At 47.9% G+C, this 16,899-nt stretch carries 15 protein-coding genes; all 15 read left to right on the forward strand.

Annotated features, from left to right (window positions below; genetic code table 11):
* Nucleotides 1-58 precede the first annotated feature (58 nt).
* The 15 genes from NYE36_RS04150 to NYE36_RS04220 all read left to right on the forward strand — a co-directional run bounded on the left by NYE36_RS04150 (nt 59) and on the right by NYE36_RS04220 (nt 16,885).
* Nucleotides 59-922 (forward strand): DNA-3-methyladenine glycosylase, encoded by an 864-nt coding sequence (locus NYE36_RS04150; RefSeq protein ID WP_094032634.1) that lies wholly within the window; start codon nt 59-61, stop codon nt 920-922.
* A gap of 128 nt (nt 923-1,050) precedes the next feature.
* On the forward strand, nt 1,051-2,451 hold the full coding sequence (gene rlmD, locus NYE36_RS04155) for a 23S rRNA (uracil(1939)-C(5))-methyltransferase RlmD (protein WP_064107431.1): 1,401 nt from the start codon (nt 1,051-1,053) through the stop codon (nt 2,449-2,451).
* A 401-nt stretch (nt 2,452-2,852) separates the two neighbouring features.
* Nucleotides 2,853-2,972 carry a class III lanthipeptide gene (locus NYE36_RS04160; protein ID WP_202631770.1) on the forward strand — a complete coding sequence of 40 codons (120 nt, stop codon included), beginning with the start codon at nt 2,853-2,855 and terminating at the stop codon, nt 2,970-2,972.
* 266 nt (nt 2,973-3,238) lie between these two features.
* On the forward strand, nt 3,239-3,538 hold the full coding sequence (locus tag NYE36_RS04165; RefSeq protein WP_064107430.1) for a YfzA family protein: 300 nt from the start codon (nt 3,239-3,241) through the stop codon (nt 3,536-3,538).
* A gap of 701 nt (nt 3,539-4,239) precedes the next feature.
* Nucleotides 4,240-5,223 carry a tRNA-dihydrouridine synthase gene (locus NYE36_RS04170; RefSeq protein WP_007408522.1) on the forward strand — a complete coding sequence of 328 codons (984 nt, stop codon included), beginning with the start codon at nt 4,240-4,242 and terminating at the stop codon, nt 5,221-5,223.
* Nucleotides 5,224-5,379: 156 nt separating this feature from the next.
* Nucleotides 5,380-5,859: a DUF6884 domain-containing protein gene (locus NYE36_RS04175; protein ID WP_015417042.1), complete on the forward strand. Its 480-nt coding sequence runs from the start codon at nt 5,380-5,382 to the stop codon at nt 5,857-5,859.
* Between the two features lie 276 nt (nt 5,860-6,135).
* Complete coding sequence (gene acoA / locus NYE36_RS04180; RefSeq protein WP_003155540.1) at nt 6,136-7,137, forward strand: acetoin:2,6-dichlorophenolindophenol oxidoreductase subunit alpha; 1,002 nt, start codon at nt 6,136-6,138, stop codon at nt 7,135-7,137.
* A 1-nt stretch (nt 7,138) separates the two neighbouring features.
* Nucleotides 7,139-8,167, forward strand: coding sequence for an acetoin:2,6-dichlorophenolindophenol oxidoreductase subunit beta (gene acoB, locus NYE36_RS04185; RefSeq protein ID WP_094032635.1), 1,029 nt, complete (start codon nt 7,139-7,141; stop codon nt 8,165-8,167).
* Nucleotides 8,168-8,181: 14 nt separating this feature from the next.
* Complete coding sequence (locus tag NYE36_RS04190; RefSeq protein ID WP_025284431.1) at nt 8,182-9,375, forward strand: dihydrolipoamide acetyltransferase family protein; 1,194 nt, start codon at nt 8,182-8,184, stop codon at nt 9,373-9,375.
* A gap of 14 nt (nt 9,376-9,389) precedes the next feature.
* A complete protein-coding gene (lpdA, locus tag NYE36_RS04195; protein ID WP_007408527.1) occupies nt 9,390-10,769 on the forward strand; it encodes a dihydrolipoyl dehydrogenase in 1,380 nt (459 codons plus the stop codon).
* Between the two features lie 106 nt (nt 10,770-10,875).
* Nucleotides 10,876-12,684, forward strand: a complete 1,809-nt coding sequence (locus NYE36_RS04200) for a sigma-54-dependent Fis family transcriptional regulator (protein ID WP_199022424.1) — start codon at nt 10,876-10,878, stop codon at nt 12,682-12,684.
* A gap of 65 nt (nt 12,685-12,749) precedes the next feature.
* A complete protein-coding gene (locus tag NYE36_RS04205; RefSeq protein ID WP_003155535.1) occupies nt 12,750-12,932 on the forward strand; it encodes an H-type small acid-soluble spore protein in 183 nt (60 codons plus the stop codon).
* 170 nt (nt 12,933-13,102) lie between these two features.
* Nucleotides 13,103-14,452: a maltose-6'-phosphate glucosidase gene (glvA, locus tag NYE36_RS04210; RefSeq protein ID WP_007610111.1), complete on the forward strand. Its 1,350-nt coding sequence runs from the start codon at nt 13,103-13,105 to the stop codon at nt 14,450-14,452.
* A gap of 68 nt (nt 14,453-14,520) precedes the next feature.
* Nucleotides 14,521-15,282 carry a MurR/RpiR family transcriptional regulator gene (locus NYE36_RS04215; protein WP_033574995.1) on the forward strand — a complete coding sequence of 254 codons (762 nt, stop codon included), beginning with the start codon at nt 14,521-14,523 and terminating at the stop codon, nt 15,280-15,282.
* A 16-nt stretch (nt 15,283-15,298) separates the two neighbouring features.
* A complete protein-coding gene (locus NYE36_RS04220; RefSeq protein WP_015239411.1) occupies nt 15,299-16,885 on the forward strand; it encodes an alpha-glucoside-specific PTS transporter subunit IIBC in 1,587 nt (528 codons plus the stop codon).
* The last annotated feature ends 14 nt before the right edge of the window (nt 16,886-16,899 follow it).

The following is a 16,899-nucleotide window of genomic DNA, read 5'->3' on the forward strand; positions in this document are numbered from 1 at the left end:
TATACGAATTGCCGCCCGGCCGCTTCATGATATACTTGGACAAAAAGGGGTGGAGCATATGTGGAAGGAAACGGTTTCGGTCACACCGCCGTATCATTTTGATAAAGTCCTTGAAAGGCTGTCGCTCGATCCGCTGAATGCGGTCGATCTTCATGCAAGATCAATCAAAGTGCCGCTCAGAACACGGGACGGCAAACTGTCCGTCATCACGGTTCAAGCGGAAGGCACCGTCGCAGACCCGGTCTTTCTCGTCAGCGGAGAAACGGACCGCGAGGAGATGATTGAACGGATCAAACACATTTTTCAGTGGGAGCAGCCGCTTCAGCCTGTGCTTGATCATTTCTCAAAAACAAATCTGTCGGCGCTTTTTGAGGAGCATGCGGGAACCCCGCTCGTCTTGGAATATGACGTCTACAACTGTCTCATGAAATGCATCATCCACCAGCAGCTCAACCTGTCCTTCGCTTTTACTTTAACGGAACGGTTCGTCCATGCCTTCGGTGAACAAAAAGACGGCGTCTGGTGCTATCCCGAGCCGAAAACGATCGCGGCGCTCGAGTATCAGGACTTGCGGGAGCTCCAGTTCAGCATGAGAAAAGCGGAATATGCGATTGACATTTCACGGATGATTGCAGAAGGAGCGCTCAATCTGGCGGAACTTACCCATTTGTCGGATGAAGACATTATGAAAAAGCTGATCACCATCAGAGGCATCGGCCCGTGGACCGTCCAAAACGTCCTCATGTTCGGCCTCGGCCGCCCGAATCTGTTTCCTTTGGCGGACATCGGCCTGCAAAACGCCGTCAAACGCCGCTTCGCCCTTGAGGATAAACCGTCAAAAGACGTGATGCTCCAGGTAAGCAGCGAATGGGCGCCGTATTTAAGCTATGCGTCCTTGTACTTGTGGAGAAGCATTGAATGAAAAAAGGAAACTTCCAGTGAAAAACATGAAGGAACTGCCGGCTGCATGTTATACTGAAAAGATGTGATATTTCAAATCAGCCGTTTTCCCAGGAGGAAGGCTTTATATAGAAACGGAGAGAAAAAAACGTGAATCAACATCAAAAAAAGGCGCCTGCCGAATTGAAAATCGGACAGACATTTCCGCTGACCATCAAACGTCTCGGCATTAACGGAGAGGGCGTCGGCTATTTTAAGAAAAAAGTTGTCTTCGTTCCCGGCGCTCTGCCCGGTGAAGAAGTCGTTGCCGAAGCGACAAATGTGCAGCCGAAATTTTCAGAAGCACGTGTCAAAAAAATTCGCAAGCCGTCTGAACACCGCGTCACGCCGCCATGCCCGGTCTATGACCAGTGCGGCGGCTGTCAGCTTCAGCATCTGGCATACACCCAGCAGCTTCGCGAAAAACGCGACATCGTCATTCAGTCTCTGGAACGTCATACGAGATTCAATGTCGAAGAAATGAACATTAAAGATACGATCGGAATGGACAACCCTTGGAATTACCGGAACAAAAGCCAGTTCCAAGTCGGACGCTCGCAAAGCGGCAGCATCATTGCCGGCTTATACGGACTGGATTCCCATAAAATCGTTCCGATTAAGGAATGCATTGTCCAGCATCCGGCGACAAACAAAACAACGGGTATCGTCCGCCGTATTTTGGAAAAACACAACGTATCCGTTTATAACGAACGGACGAAAAAAGGCGATGTCCGCACCATCGTGACGAGAGTCGGTTTTGAAACAGGCGAAGTGCAGGTCGTGCTTGTCACCGCGAAAGAGACACTGCCGAATAAAGACGAGATCGTCAAAGCCATTCAGAACCGTCTGCCGGAAGTGAAATCGATTATTCAAAACGTCAACGGCGCGCGCACATCCGTCATTTTCGGTGACAAAACAAAAGCGCTGGCCGGAAGCCATGCCATTCAAGAAGTGCTCGGCGACGTGTCATTTGAACTGAGCGCCCGCGCCTTCTTCCAGCTCAACCCTGAGCAGACGGTCAAGCTGTATGACGAAGTGAAACAAGCGGCTCAGCTGACAGGAAAAGAAAAAGTCGTAGACGCGTATTGCGGCGTCGGTACGATCGGCATGTGGGTCTCAAGCGGCGCAAAAGAGATCCGCGGCATGGACGTCATTAAAGAATCAATTGACGATGCGAAGAAAAACGCCAAAAAACACGGCATCAAAAACGCGGCATATGTCACAGGAACAGCCGAACACTGGCTCCCGAAATGGACGAAAGAAGGCTTCCGCCCTGACGTGGTCATCGTCGACCCGCCGAGAACGGGCTGTGACAGAACATTTTTAGATACCATCAAAAAAGTAAAACCGAAGCGCTTCGTCTACGTATCCTGCAATCCTTCCACACTGGCGAAAGACTTGCAGATGCTGTCGAAGGACTATCGCGTCGAATATATTCAGCCTGTTGATATGTTTCCGCAGACGGCTCATGTGGAAGCCGTGGCGAAGCTTGTATTAAAATCGTCTAACTAAAATAAACAATTCGTAATCAGACCTGGATTTCGGTAAATTAAACATTTCCGATTTCCGGGTTTTTTTATGTTTTGTGCCCTTGTCCTATCTGTCTTTTGTCTTTATTTAACTGATAAAAAGAGTTGAAAAAAACGTATGGAAAAGCAAGTGAAAAACAGCCAAGTAGGCTGCTTCACTTTCTTTTTTTCGTTTGGAAACGGCATTACAGACAAAATATGAAGATCTTGTTGTGAACCAGAAGCAATAACAAGTCGTTCATGTTACGTGAATACTTGTAATCTCAGTTAATATTTTGTAAACTTCTTTCTTAAAGAATAAAGTCCCCGACACTCATCGGCACTTCTACTATTGGCGATAGTTGTAATAAATGATAAAAAGGAGGTGAAACCGAATGAGAGATATTGGAACCTCAACCACTGAACGAAGGTTCTGAAGCAGAAGGTGTAAAAGGCAAGGTTGGCTTACTTACACTAATCACAACGGCAGTTGGAACATCTACTATTAGCAACAACTGTGGATAAAAGATCAAACACACTAAAAAAGCATGTTTGGTCGTTATACATGATATGAAAGCCTAAACAGGAAAAAAGGGCCCCGATTATTTTCCTTATTCCCAAAGAAGAAATAAATCCGAGGCGGAAACGCAAGTGATAACAACTATTACAGTAATACCTGCAATGGTTATATCCTTAATAAGCAATTATTGCGACAATCATGCTTCATCATATAATGATGTTAGATTGACACTTGGCTAAAAAGTATTGCAGAAAAGGAAATGGATAATGAAATGGATAAAGTAAACAAAAAACGACCGTTGTATAAAAGAAGTTGGTTTCTCACGGTTTTGGCATTTTTAGTTTCACAGCTTTATTTTAATTTTGCAGAATTAACGGGATGGGGTCCTAATTATAGAGAAATGAATGGATTCCCAGCAAACATAGCTGAACTGGATTTCTTTCAAACATATCTTTCATTCTATGATAATCCATGGTTTAATATTGTCACTGTTTTCTTGGGGGTTTTCACTGTTATACAAATCATCACAGGTATAACAAAGGATATTCGAAATGAAAGCAATAACTTCTGATGCCTTATTTAATGATGAAAGAAAATGAACACTTTTTTATTAATCTTATGAATGAGACTGCGACACTTAGTCAGCAGTCTATTTTATTGGTTCTGGATCAGGATTACCGAATCGTAACCTTATACAAACTTTTATAGGTGATTTCTGTGGCACCTTATAAATGTAATTATTTATTTTTTTATGCAGATATTTTGTTTATAAGTAATAACTTTAAAACTAAAACGTTATAAAGATATTGACATATGGCCAATTATTTTGCATTGGTAATAGGGAGAACTCATATGATATTCTATTTAGGTTGGAATCCTTTTATCCAAAAAGAGCAAAAGTAAGGCCGCTAAGAAAGATGAAGGTCAGCGCTACTATTAATAAACCACAATATAAATAAAAAATAGGTGTAGATAATCATCACACTTTTTTCTCTCTCAAACCCTTTTAAAGGTTAAGGAGTTGGCTGAGTTGATCAGAAATGAGCGATATGGGGTTAACTATAGCGATAGTTTATTACGTTAACTCAATTAAGGTGTTCTGCTTCAGTTTGCTTTTCACTTTTTCACGTGTAAAAAGTGAAATGTTCAAAATTTACTATCGTTTGATAAGAAGTGCTGACACATGCTATAAGTGTAAAAGAAGCATGGTCAGTTTTTAATTTTGGGATCAAGGTTTGACTGTATCCCATCATGAAAGGATTTGGATTTGTTATGACAGATAATTTCTGGCGTGAATTACCGCGGCCATTTTTTGTACTGGCACCAATGGAAGATGTGACGGATGTCGTTTTTCGCCATGTTGTGAGTGAAGCCGGCAGACCTGATGTGTTTTTCACAGAGTTTACAAACTCAGAAAGCTATTGTCACCCGGATGGGAAGGATAGTGTGCGCGGCCGTTTGACTTTCACGGAGGATGAACAGCCGATGGTTGCCCACATATGGGGAGATAAGCCTGAAAACTTTCGCCAAATGAGTATTGGGATGGCGGAATTAGGGTTTAAGGGCCTGGATATCAATATGGGCTGTCCTGTACCTAATGTGGCGGGGAATGGAAAGGGAAGCGGCCTGATTTGCCGTCCTGAAGTTGCAGCCGAATTAATACAGGCGGCGAAAGCAGGAGGTCTGCCGGTAAGTGTGAAGACCAGACTTGGCTACACGGATATAGACGAATGGCGCGGCTGGCTGACACACATACTGAAACAAGACATTGCGAATCTTTCCATTCATCTGCGTACAAGAGCGGAAATGAGTAAAGTAGATGCGCATTGGGAGCTCATCCCGGAAATCAAGAAACTTCGTGATGAGATAGCGCCGGATACCCTATTGACGATCAATGGGGATATTCCTGACCGTGAAACCGGCTTGAAACTCGCTGAACAATACGGTGTTGACGGGATTATGATTGGACGAGGCATTTTTACTAATCCATTCGCCTTTGAAAAGGAGCCGAGAGAGCATAGCAGTAAGGAATTGCTTGATCTTTTGAGATTGCACCTGGATCTTCATGATGAATATTCAAAAGCAGAAGCTCGAGCATATAAACCGCTCCCCCGCTTTTTCAAGATATATCTCCGCGGATTCCGTGGAGCAAGTGAATTAAGAAATCAATGCATGAATACAAAGTCAACAGATGAAGTGCGTGCATTGCTCGATGACTTTGAGAGAAAGTATCTTGATGGGATGGAGCAAGAGTGACATAAATACCTCTTCATCCGGCCCGGATTTCGGTTTGAATTCCGGGTCTTTTTGTGTGCAGTTTTTACCCAGACAGATCCATGGCCAGTTTCGTCATGCAGAAATAAACGAATCATGGTACATTGATAGGACATACATCATAAAGGGGAGAGAAAAATGAAACGACTGTGCATCATCCCCTGCGGCAAGAAAAAAATTTGGGATGTCCATTCAGATACAGGTCCGGTAAGGGCGGAAGACGTTTATCTCAGCCCGTTTCATCAGGCGTGCGAGCGATATGCGAAAGCATTTTTCGATGAGTGGGTAATTTTGTCGGCAAAGCACGGATTCCTTCGTCCGGATGATATGGTTCCCGGAAATTACGATGTCACTTTTGGAACCGGTCATCCGGAGATCATGGCAGCGGACGAGCTGCGCCGTCAATTTCATGAAAAAGGCTTTTCCGACATCGAAGAGCTTGTCATGCTTGGCGGGAAAAAATACCGAAGCGTCCTAAACGCCGTCATCGGAGAGCATCAGCATATCACCTGGCCTTTGTCATCGTATAAAGGCATTGGCTACATGCTTCAAGCGCTGAATCGGGCTGTTGAAGAAAAGCATGAACTGCAGCACGCGGATATGAAAAAAAGAGTGTAACCACTCAAACGCCGCGATAGACTGTATGCAGAAGAATGAAGCAGTTAAAAGATTTCCGAGGAAATAAATACGTCGATCATTGTCAAAGACAGGGTCATGCCCGGTCTTTTTTGTATGCCATAAAACGAGACAAAGGGAACAGATCGAGACAAAATGAGACACCTGTCTCAAACTGTCTCCATTGTAAAAATAAAAACATTCATTTTACGGGCTTCAAAGGCTGGCATGCTTCTTGCATTTATAAGTGTGAACCCTAAATAGAAGGAGGCGCACAAAATGGAATTGTTAAAACGAGAAGGCTTGTCATTAACTGAGGAGAAAGCGCTGTGGATGTACCAAAAGATGCTGGAAATCAGGGGCTTTGAAGACAAAGTGCATGAACTGTTCGCGCAAGGAGTGCTTCCCGGATTCGTCCATTTGTATGCCGGTGAAGAAGCGGTAGCTGCGGGGGTGTGCGCTCATTTAGATGATGGCGACAGCATTACAAGCACACACAGGGGACATGGCCATTGTATCGCCAAAGGCTGTGATCTGGACGGCATGATGGCGGAAATATTCGGAAAAGCGACCGGACTGTGTAAAGGCAAAGGCGGTTCTATGCACATTGCGGATCTTGATAAAGGCATGTTAGGCGCAAATGGAATCGTCGGGGGCGGATTCACGCTCGCATGCGGATCAGCGCTCACGGCTAAATATAAACAAACTAAAAATGTAAGCGTTTGCTTTTTTGGGGACGGAGCCAATAACCAAGGGACTTTCCATGAAGGGCTGAACTTAGCGGCAGTATGGAACCTTCCTGTCGTGTTCATCGCCGAAAACAACGGCTACGGCGAAGCCACGACATTTGAGTACGCGTCAGCCTGTGATTCAATCGCCGATCGGGCGGCTGCCTACAATATGCCGGGGGTCACGGTGGACGGAAAAGATATTTTAGCAGTTTATCAGGCAGCCGGGGAAGCGATAGAAAGAGCAAGAAACGGCGGAGGCCCGTCTTTGATTGAATGTATGACTTACAGAAACTACGGCCATTTCGAAGGGGATGCCCAAACTTATAAAACAAAGGATGAAAAGACTGAGCATCTTGAAGAAAAGGATGCCATTCAAGGCTTTAAAAACTATCTTCTAAAAGAAACAGATGCAAATAAACTGTCAGACATCGAACAGCGTGTCAGCGAATCGATTGAAAAAGCCGTCTCGTTCAGCGAAAAGAGTCCATATCCGAAAGAGTCAGAGCTGTTGACAGACGTCTACGTGTCATATGAAAAAGGGGGAATGTGAGATGGCGAGAGTCATAAGCATGTCGGACGCGCTCAATGAAGCAATGAAGCTTGCGATGAGAAAAGACGAAAATGTGCTTTTGATCGGTGAAGATGTCGCCGGGGGAGCGGCGGTCGATCACTTGCAAGATGATGAAGCATGGGGCGGTGTACTCGGGGTCACAAAGGGGCTCGTACAGGAATTCGGCAGAAGCAGGGTGCTGGACACACCAATTTCTGAGGCGGGCTACATGGGTGCGGCCATGGCTGCGGCATCCACGGGGCTGAGACCGATTGCGGAACTGATGTTTAACGATTTTATCGGAACGTGCTTTGACCAAGTGATCAACCAAGGGGCGAAATTCCGCTATATGTTCGGCGGTAAAGCGCAAGTGCCGATCACCGTCCGCACCACATACGGAGCCGGGTTCCGGGCAGCCGCTCAGCATTCGCAGGCGCTGTATGGCCTGTTCACCAGCATCCCGGGTCTGAAGACGGTTGTGCCGTCCAATCCGTATGACGCCAAAGGTTTGCTGCTTTCGGCAATAGAAGACAATGATCCGGTATTCTTTTTTGAAGATAAAACGTCCTACAACATGAAGGGCGAGGTGCCGGAAGATTATTATACAATTCCGCTCGGAAAGGCGGATATCAAACGCGAAGGCAATGATGTCACGCTCTTTGCAGTCGGCAAGCAGGTCAATACTGCGCTTGAAGCGGCTGCGCAGCTTTCTGAGAAAGGCATCGACGCCGAGGTGCTTGATCCCCGGAGTCTGTCTCCTTTAGATGAGGAAGCGATTTTCACATCGTTAGAAAAAACAAACCGGCTGATCATCATTGACGAAGCCAATCCGCGCTGCAGCATCGCCACGGATATTGCTGCGATTGTCGCCGATAAGGGCTTTGATTTGCTTGATGCGCCGATTAAACGGATTACAGCGCCGCATACACCAGTGCCGTTTTCGCCGGTGCTTGAAGATCAATATTTGCCGACACCAGACCAAATTGTCAGCGTCACGCTTGAATTGCTTGGCGAGCCGGCAATGAATTAAAGGAGGGATATAGAATGGCTGTAAAAGTAGTAATGCCGAAGCTGGGAATGGCGATGAAGAAAGGTGAAGTATCCGTCTGGAATAAAAAAGTCGGCGACCCGGTTGAAAAGGGAGAAAGCATCGCCAGCATCAACTCGGAAAAAATAGAAATGGAAATAGAAGCGCCTGAAAGCGGCACGCTTCTCCATATTAAAGTCAAAGAGGGAGAAGGAGTCCCGCCGGGAACGCCCATCTGTTATATCGGGGAAAACGGCGAAGAAGTGCGGGAGAAGGAGGCGCCGGCTCCTGAAAATGCAGGGAAACCGCAATCTGAACCTGAACATATTCCCGCTCCCAAAGCCGTGCAAAAGCGTAAACACCGCGTGAAAATATCTCCCGTTGCCCGAAAAATGGCGGAGAAAGCCGGGTTGAAAGTTGATACGCTGAACGGGACGGGGCCCGGAGGCAGAATCGTAAAAGCTGACGTCATCAAGGCCATGAAGACGGAATCTGAACCGCAGTCTTCGGTTCAGACGGCACAGCCGGAGGAAAAACCGGCTTCAGCGATGAGAAAAGTAATTGCAGACCGAATGCACAAAAGCCTGCAAAACAGCGCCCAGCTGACGCTGACGATGAAAGCGGACATTACGGAGCTTGTAAAATGGCAGCAGCAGCTCGCCGACAGCGTGAAAAAGCGGAGCGGTGTTAAACTGACGGTCACACATTTCGTATCCCGGGCCGCAGTGCTTGCGCTGAAACAGCATCCTGAGCTGAACAGCTCTTATCAAGAGGAGCGGATCATCACCTATCCATATGTCCACCTCGGGATGGCGGTTTCTCTTGAAAACGGTCTCGTCGTGCCGGTGATTCGGGATGCGGAAAAGCTTTCATTCCTTGAGCTTGCGGATCACATCAGCACATCGGCACGCCGGGCGCGGGAAGGCAATGCTTCCGGAGATGATCTGCACGGATCGACATTTTCTATTACAAATCTCGGGGGTTACGGAATTGAGCATTTCACCCCGATTCTTAATCCGCCTGAAGCCGGTATTCTCGGAGTGGGCGCAAGCTATGAAACGCCTGCGTTTAAAGGAGATGAGCTTGTCAAAAGCATCATGCTGCCGCTGAGCCTTACCTTTGATCACAGAGTATGTGACGGCGCACCGGCTGCGGACTTCCTGAAAACGGTCAAAGCGCTGCTTGAAGAGCCGGCCGGATTGATTTTATAGAGAGGGTGAAGAGATTGACACTAGCCATTATCGGCGGCGGGCCTGCCGGATATGCAGCTGCCGTGACTGCCGCGCGGAGGGGAGAAGAAGTCGTTCTGATCGACAAAGGGCCGCTCGGAGGCACTTGTCTCAATGAGGGGTGCATCCCGACAAAGTCGCTTTTGGAAAGCGCGAATGTGCTCGATAAAATCAGGCACGCAGATACATTCGGCATCGAACTGCCGCAAAACATTACACTCAATTGGGCCCGCATGCAGGGGCGCAAACGGCAAATCGTCAGCCAGCTCGTGCAGGGAATTCAATACTTAATGAAAGCAAATCAGATTAAAGTCATCAGCGGGACAGCTTCATTTCTCACAGAGCAGACATTGCTAGTTGAAGGAGAAGGAGGCGCAAAAGACATTCTGGAAGCGGATCGGATATTGATTGCATCCGGATCTGAACCGGCGGAGCTGCCGTTTGCCCCATTTGACGGCGATTGGGTGATCGACAGCAAAGACGCGCTTTCTTTACAGCAAATTCCTTCTTCTCTGCTTATTGTCGGGGGAGGTGTGATCGGCTGTGAATTTGCCTCTTTATTCAGCCGGTTTAAAACGAAAGTGACGGTGATTGAATCGGCTGACCGGCTGCTCCCGGCAGAAGACGGAGAAATCGCCGCCGTTTTCGAAGACTCTTTAAGAGACAGCGGGGCTGATATTCAGACGAAAGCCGCCCTTCAGCGGATTGACAAAGAAAGGAAAACCGCCGTGTGGACAAAAGACGGCAAAGAAATTGAGGCGCAGGCTGATCACATTTTGGTTGCAATCGGGAGAAAACCGCGTTTGCAAGGCCTGAATCTGGAGCAGGCCGGCATCCGGTATTCTCCGCGCGGTATTGAAGTCAATGACCATATGCAGACCAATGTGCCTCATATATACGCATGCGGCGATGCGGCCGGAGGAATGCAGCTCGCGCATGCCGCCATTCATGAAGGAATCACAGCCGCCGCGCATGCCTCGGGAAAGGACAGCAAAGTCAATATGCGGGCGGTGCCCCGCTGTATTTATACATCGCCGGAAATGGCCGCTGTCGGGCTGACGGAAACACAGGCGAGAGAGACATACGGAGATGTGAAAATCGGAGAATGCTCATTTTCTGCTAACGGAAAAGCGTTAATTAAACATCAGCATGGCGGCAAAATGAAAATCATTGCCGAACCGGAATTCGGAGAAATCGTCGGCGTGTCAATGATCGGGCCGGACGTGACGGAATTGATCGGTCAGGCGGTCATGATGATGAACGGTGAAATGACGGCGGATATGTCGGAGCACTTTATCGCGGCGCATCCGACTCTGTCAGAAACGCTTCAGGAAGCCCTGCTGAATGTCACCGGACTTGCGGTGCATTCCGTATAACCGGAATACCCTTTCTCAGATGAGAAGGGGTATTTTTCGTTGAAAGCGCTTTATTTTTCCCCTACAATATATGAAAAGATGGTCTGAACAGGGGGGAGCGAATACAATGAATGTCATTCGGAATGATTTTAAAACCTGGAAGCGTTTTGTGAAAGAAGGCGTTCTCGATGAATCCCGTATTCAGAAGCGGGTGGCCGCCTCATGGCACCGCTGCAAAAAAGCCGACGTCAACCCTTATCTCGAAAAGGGGCCGAATGTGATGCCGGCAGATCATTTAGAAAGACAGGCCGAAAAGCATGCGTTATTTTTAGCGGCCTCAACGCCGTATGCAGAAAGAATGAAAACGGCGATGCGGGAAATGGAAATGATGGTTCTCCTGATTGATTCTGACGGCGTTGTCCATTCAGTTGAAGGCCACCCGCGCACCATTCATGAAGCGAACCGCATCAATTTCTTAAAAGGCGCCCGCTGGACGGAAACGGCCGTCGGCACGAATGCGATCGGGACGGCTCTTTATACAAATGAGCCGGTCATGATACACGGCTCTGAACATTATTCGCTCGCTTCTCATCAATGGAGCTGTTCCGCCGCGCCGATCCGTTATGAAGACGGGCGGCTGGCGGGTGTCATTGATATTTCCTGCCCCGCCGCCCGCGCTCAGCCGTTTATGCTCGGAATTGCCTCCTCCATCGCTTATACGGCGGAACGGGAGCTTGCCCTAAAGATCAAAATGACAGAACTTGATATGATCAGCCAATTCGCCGGGCTGACCCGGTCACACGATCCGATCGTGCTTTGCAATGAAATGAGCCGGGTTATCGCCGCAAGCCGTCCCGTTCAGCATTTTACCGGACATATGCTGCGCGAGCTTGAGGAACAGGGCTATCACATCAAGCAGGCGAAGCGGGAGGAGAACGGCTACACATGCGTTTATTTATTCAAACGAGAAGAAAAGCCGTCTTTTATATTCCATGGTGCGGCAGGCAAAAGCCCGTCATCCCGACATATGCTTCAGCAGCTGGAGCTTGTCGCCCGAACGGACGCAACCGTTTGTCTTACGGGAGAAACCGGGACGGGAAAGGAGGTTGCCGCCCGGGCGATTCATAACAACAGCTCCAGGAAAAACGGCCCGTTTATCGCCGTCAATTGCGGAGCGGTCCCCGAAAAGCTGATTGAAAGCGAACTGTTCGGCTACTCGGAAGGCGCCTTCACCGGGGCCAAACGGAAAGGACATAACGGCGCTTTGCAAAAAGCCGATAAAGGCACGCTTTTCCTCGATGAAATCGGAGAAATATCACACTCCATGCAGGTCGCTCTGTTACGGGTGCTGCAGGAACGGAAAGTCACCCCGGTCGGCGGGACAAAAGAGATTCCCGTTGACATCAGAATCATCACTGCCACCCACACTGATCTGAGACAGCTTGTCCAATGCAAAAAGCTGAGAGAAGATTTATTTTACCGGCTTCACGTCTGTCCGATCCACCTCCCTCCATTAAGAGAACGCACCGAAGACATTCCAGGCCTCTTCCTTGAATTTCAGCGAAATCGCGGCTGGCGGGGGGAACTTCCTGATGACTTTTTAGACCTATTAAAGAGCCGGAAATGGCAGGGGAATATCAGGGAATTGTTTAATGTATTTGAACGTCTTTCCGTCATGTTCCCGGACGGACGGCTGTCAGAACACCCCATCGCAGCCCTGCTTGAAGCGTCAGGTCTTAAAGAGGCGGCCGAGTCTTATGAACAGGAAGAAGCGTCCCCTGTCTCCATCCGGGAGCACATTCAGAAAAACATCATCGTAAACGCGCTTGAATCAGCGAAGGGGAATGTCACGCTGGCCGCCAAAATGGCCGGAATCCCGCGGAGCACGTTTTACAAACGCCTCAAAAAATTCAAACTCACCACCGGACAATTGTAAGAAACAAGCATACTTCTCTTGGCTGCCGGACACGTTATGTGTGAGGCCTAAAGGAGGTTTGAGACGTGAATACACAGCGTGCGAAAGACATTTCAGAATCCGCCGCCATGGCGTATGTGACGTACGAAGGAGTTCCGATTTATATTCAGCATGTCAACGAAGACAAGGAAACAGCCAGAATTTTCCCGATCGGAAATCCGCAATTTGAGCAGGAAGTGCTGCTTTCTGATTTACAAGAGCATTTTTGAGAATGGGTCTGCTGATGACAGCAGGCCTTTTTCGTACCTGTGGGAACTTTCCCGCTTTTTGAGAAAAATAACTAAAAATGATTAAATGATCTAACTCCTCCAAACCCGGTACAGATCGGACCTTCTCATGATATAAATAAAATGTAAACGTTATCAGAGGAGGGCTTCACATGACAGACAAATCATTCTCAATCGTTATTGCAGGCGGCGGCAGCACATTTACCCCCGGAATTGTATTAATGCTTTTGAATCACCTGGAAGAGTTTCCGATCAGAAAGCTGAAACTTTATGACAATGATAAAGAAAGGCAGGAGCGGATTGCGGGTGCGTGTGAGGTATTTATAAAAGAAAAAGCGCCGGACATTGAATTTCTGGCGACTGATGACCCAGAGACGGCTTTTACGGATGTTGACTTCGTCATGGCGCATATCCGCGTCGGAAAATATGCGATGCGCGCGCTCGATGAACAAATCCCGCTGAAGTACGGCGTGGTCGGCCAGGAAACATGCGGGCCGGGCGGAATCGCATACGGCATGCGCTCTATCGGCGGTGTTTTGGAGATTCTTGATTATATGGAAACGTACTCGCCCGACGCATGGATGCTGAATTACTCCAATCCGGCGGCGATTGTGGCCGAAGCTACACGGCGCCTCAGACCGAATTCGAAAATATTGAACATCTGCGACATGCCGGTCGGAATTGAGGATCGTATGGCGAACATCCTCGGATTATCTTCACGAAAAGAAATGAACGTCCGTTACTACGGCTTGAACCACTTTGGCTGGTGGACGTCCATCACAGACCGGCATGGCAATGATTTAATGCCGAAGCTGAAAGAGCATGTCCGTGAATACGGCTACGTTCCGAAGACGGAGGCCGAACAGACTGAAGCAAGCTGGAATGACACATTCAAAAAAGCGCGCGACGTACAGGCGGCTGATCCGGATACGCTTCCGAACACATATCTGCAATATTACTTATTCCCGGATGATATGGTGAAAAAATCAAATCCGAACCATACGAGAGCCAACGAAGTCATGGAAGGGCGGGAAGCTTTCATTTTCAGCCAATGCGATATGATTACGCGCGAACAATCATCGGAGAACAGTGAAATTAAAATTGATGATCATGCTTCCTATATCGTCGACCTTGCCCGGGCCATCGCTTACAACACAGGGGAGAGGATGCTGTTAATCGTTGAAAATAACGGCGCGATCGCAAACTTTGATCCGTCAGCCATGGTTGAGATTCCTTGTCTCGTAGGCTCAAACGGACCGGAACCGCTCTCAGTCGGGAACATACCGCAATTTCAAAAAGGCCTGATGGAACAGCAGGTGTCTGTCGAAAAACTGACGGCTGAAGCGTGGGAAGAGCGGTCATTTCAAAAGCTGTGGCAGGCGCTGATCCTGTCAAAAACAGTGCCGAACGCCCGTGTGGCAAGACTGATTCTTGAAGATCTGATGGAGGCTAACAAGGACTACTGGCCTGAGCTTGATGTAAGTCCGTCTCCTATTTCCTGATGACAATCTTCCCCGTTTTCTTTATCTGTTATTCTATATAATAGAAAGAAAACGGGGGGATTTTTGGGATGAGTCTTGAAGAACTGGTTAACCAGCATTACGCGAAATTAAATGACAACGATTTTTATATTTTAAAATATATATTGAATCATAAGCATACGTGCTACCATCTCGGTATCAATGACATGGCGAAAGCCTGCAATGTCTCTCGGTCTTCCATCCTGCGGCTCGCCCAAAAACTGGGCTTCAGCGGCTACAGTGAATTCCGTGTTTTTCTGAAATGGGAGGATCAGCCTGAAGAGGGCGAGAATATGACGTTTGAAAAGCTGCTGGATGATATTGAAGCCAATGTAAAATACGTGAAGTCAAAAGATATGACGGAGATGTGCCGGCTGATAGATGAAGCAAAACGGATTTTCGTTTACGGATCGGGGACGGCTCAGAGGGTGTGCGCCCGTGAGCTGCAGCGGATGTTTGTATCCCGGCGGAAGTATCTGATTTTAATTCAGGACATCACAGAGTTTGATATCATGTGTGATGATTTTACGGTTGATGACGTATTCATCATTATTTCTTTATCAGGCGAAACACCCGAATTAATTCCGCAGGTAAGGACCCTGTCCGCAAAGGGAGTTCCGTTTATTTCAATCACCAATCTGAAAAACAACGTACTGGCGCAAACGACGCCGTATAATCTTTATGCGACCAGCAAGCCGGTGACGTTAAGCGATAAAACGGAAATCGTCGCATTTGCCCCGTTTTTTCTGGTGGGCGAAGCGTTATTCCGCGCATATGTTGATTATAAAGAGCTCGAAAATTTTGATAAATAGCGGGAGGTCACGTGAAATGATGCAAAAAGTCCAGCGCTTCGGCAGCGCGATGTTTGTGCCTGTTTTGTTATTTGCATTTTCCGGTATTATTGTCGGTCTGAGTACGCTGTTTAAAAATAAAACGCTGATGGGGCCGCTGGCTGATCCTGACGGGCTTTGGTATCAATGCTGGTATGTCATTGAACAAGGCGGCTGGACCGTCTTTAATCAAATGCCGCTCCTGTTTGCGATCGGCATACCTGTCGCCTTAGCGAAAAAAGCGCAGGCGCGGGCTTGTTTGGAAGCGCTTACAGTTTATCTGACATTCAATTACTTTATCAATGCGATTCTGACGGTTTGGGGCGGGGCTTTTCACGTCGATATGACTCAGGAAGCCGGCGGAGCGAGCGGGCTGACGATGATCGCCGGCATCAAAACGCTTGATACGAATATTATCGGCGCCATCTTTATTTCATCTATTGTCGTGTATTTGCACAATCGTTATTTTGATAAAAAACTGCCGGATTTTCTGGGGATTTTTCAAGGATCTTCCTACATCGTTATCATTTCTTTCTTCATTATGATACCGATTTCACTTGCGGTGGCATACGTATGGCCGATGGTTCAGTCCGGAATCGGCTCGCTGCAAAGTTTTCTCGTTTCTTCCGGGGCGATCGGCGTGTGGATTTACACATTCTTGGAGCGGATTTTAATTCCGACCGGCCTGCATCATTTTATTTACTCGCCGTTTGTTTACGGTCCGGCTGTGGCTGAAGGCGGTATCGTCACCTATTGGGCCCAGCATCTCGGGGAATACTCTCAAAGCGTCAAACCGCTGAAAGAATTGTTCCCGCAGGGGGGCTTCGCGCTTCACGGCAACTCGAAAATCTTCGGCATTCCGGGAATCGCGCTCGCTTTTTACGCCACGGCTTCAAAGGAAAAGAAAAAAATCGTCGCTGGCCTATTGATCCCGGTCACCTTGACGTCCATTGTCGCGGGAATTACAGAGCCGATTGAATTTACATTCCTTTTTATCTCGCCGTTTTTATTTGCGGTTCATGCTTTGCTTGCCGCTTCCATGGCAACCGTCATGTATATGGCCGGCGTCGTCGGAAATATGGGAGGCGGTTTGATCGAAGCTGCGACCTTGAACTGGATTCCGCTGGCGTCAAGCCACGGCTTGACGTATGTATACCAGATCATTATCGGATTGTGTTTTACCGCTGTTTACTTTTTCGTCTTCCGTTTCCTCATTCTCAAATTCAACATCGCCACACCGGGCAGAGAAAAAGAGGAAGGGCAGGAAACAAAGCTCTATTCAAAAAAGGAGTACAGAGAACGGAAGCAGGCTTCAAAAGAAACAGCGGCGGCAGACGAAACACAGCGGGATACAGCCGCTTTGTATATTGAAGCGCTGGGCGGAAAGGACAATATTACGGAGGTCACCAATTGCGCCACCCGTCTCCGCGTCACTGTCGCTGATGAATCAAAGGTCAAAAGTGACGCCGATTTCAGAGAGCTGGGAGCCCACGGCGTCGTCAGAAAAGGCAGGGCGCTTCAGGTCATTGTCGGATTAGGCGTTCCGCAAATGCGGGAGCGTGTCGAGAAAATATTGAACGGTTAAAATACTGCAGCAGC

It is taken from the genome of Bacillus sp. FSL R5-0593 (genome assembly GCF_038603755.1).
GTDB lineage: Bacteria > Bacillota > Bacilli > Bacillales > Bacillaceae > Bacillus > Bacillus velezensis.

Bases quoted from the DNA above. Each gene is read 5' to 3' on its own strand.
- NYE36_RS04150 (WP_094032634.1), top strand. From the start codon at position 59: ATGTGGAAGGAAACGGTTTCGGTCACACCGCCGTATCATTTTGATAAA.
- NYE36_RS04165 (WP_064107430.1), top strand. From the start codon at position 3,239: ATGGATAAAGTAAACAAAAAACGACCGTTGTATAAAAGAAGTTGGTTT.
- NYE36_RS04170 (WP_007408522.1), top strand. From the start codon at position 4,240: ATGACAGATAATTTCTGGCGTGAATTACCGCGGCCATTTTTTGTACTG.
- NYE36_RS04175 (WP_015417042.1), top strand. From the start codon at position 5,380: ATGAAACGACTGTGCATCATCCCCTGCGGCAAGAAAAAAATTTGGGAT.
- acoA (WP_003155540.1), top strand. From the start codon at position 6,136: ATGGAATTGTTAAAACGAGAAGGCTTGTCATTAACTGAGGAGAAAGCG.
- acoB (WP_094032635.1), top strand. From the start codon at position 7,139: ATGGCGAGAGTCATAAGCATGTCGGACGCGCTCAATGAAGCAATGAAG.
- NYE36_RS04190 (WP_025284431.1), top strand. From the start codon at position 8,182: ATGGCTGTAAAAGTAGTAATGCCGAAGCTGGGAATGGCGATGAAGAAA.
- NYE36_RS04200 (WP_199022424.1), top strand. From the start codon at position 10,876: ATGAATGTCATTCGGAATGATTTTAAAACCTGGAAGCGTTTTGTGAAA.
- glvA (WP_007610111.1), top strand. From the start codon at position 13,103: ATGACAGACAAATCATTCTCAATCGTTATTGCAGGCGGCGGCAGCACA.
- NYE36_RS04215 (WP_033574995.1), top strand. From the start codon at position 14,521: ATGAGTCTTGAAGAACTGGTTAACCAGCATTACGCGAAATTAAATGAC.
- NYE36_RS04220 (WP_015239411.1), top strand. From the start codon at position 15,299: ATGATGCAAAAAGTCCAGCGCTTCGGCAGCGCGATGTTTGTGCCTGTT.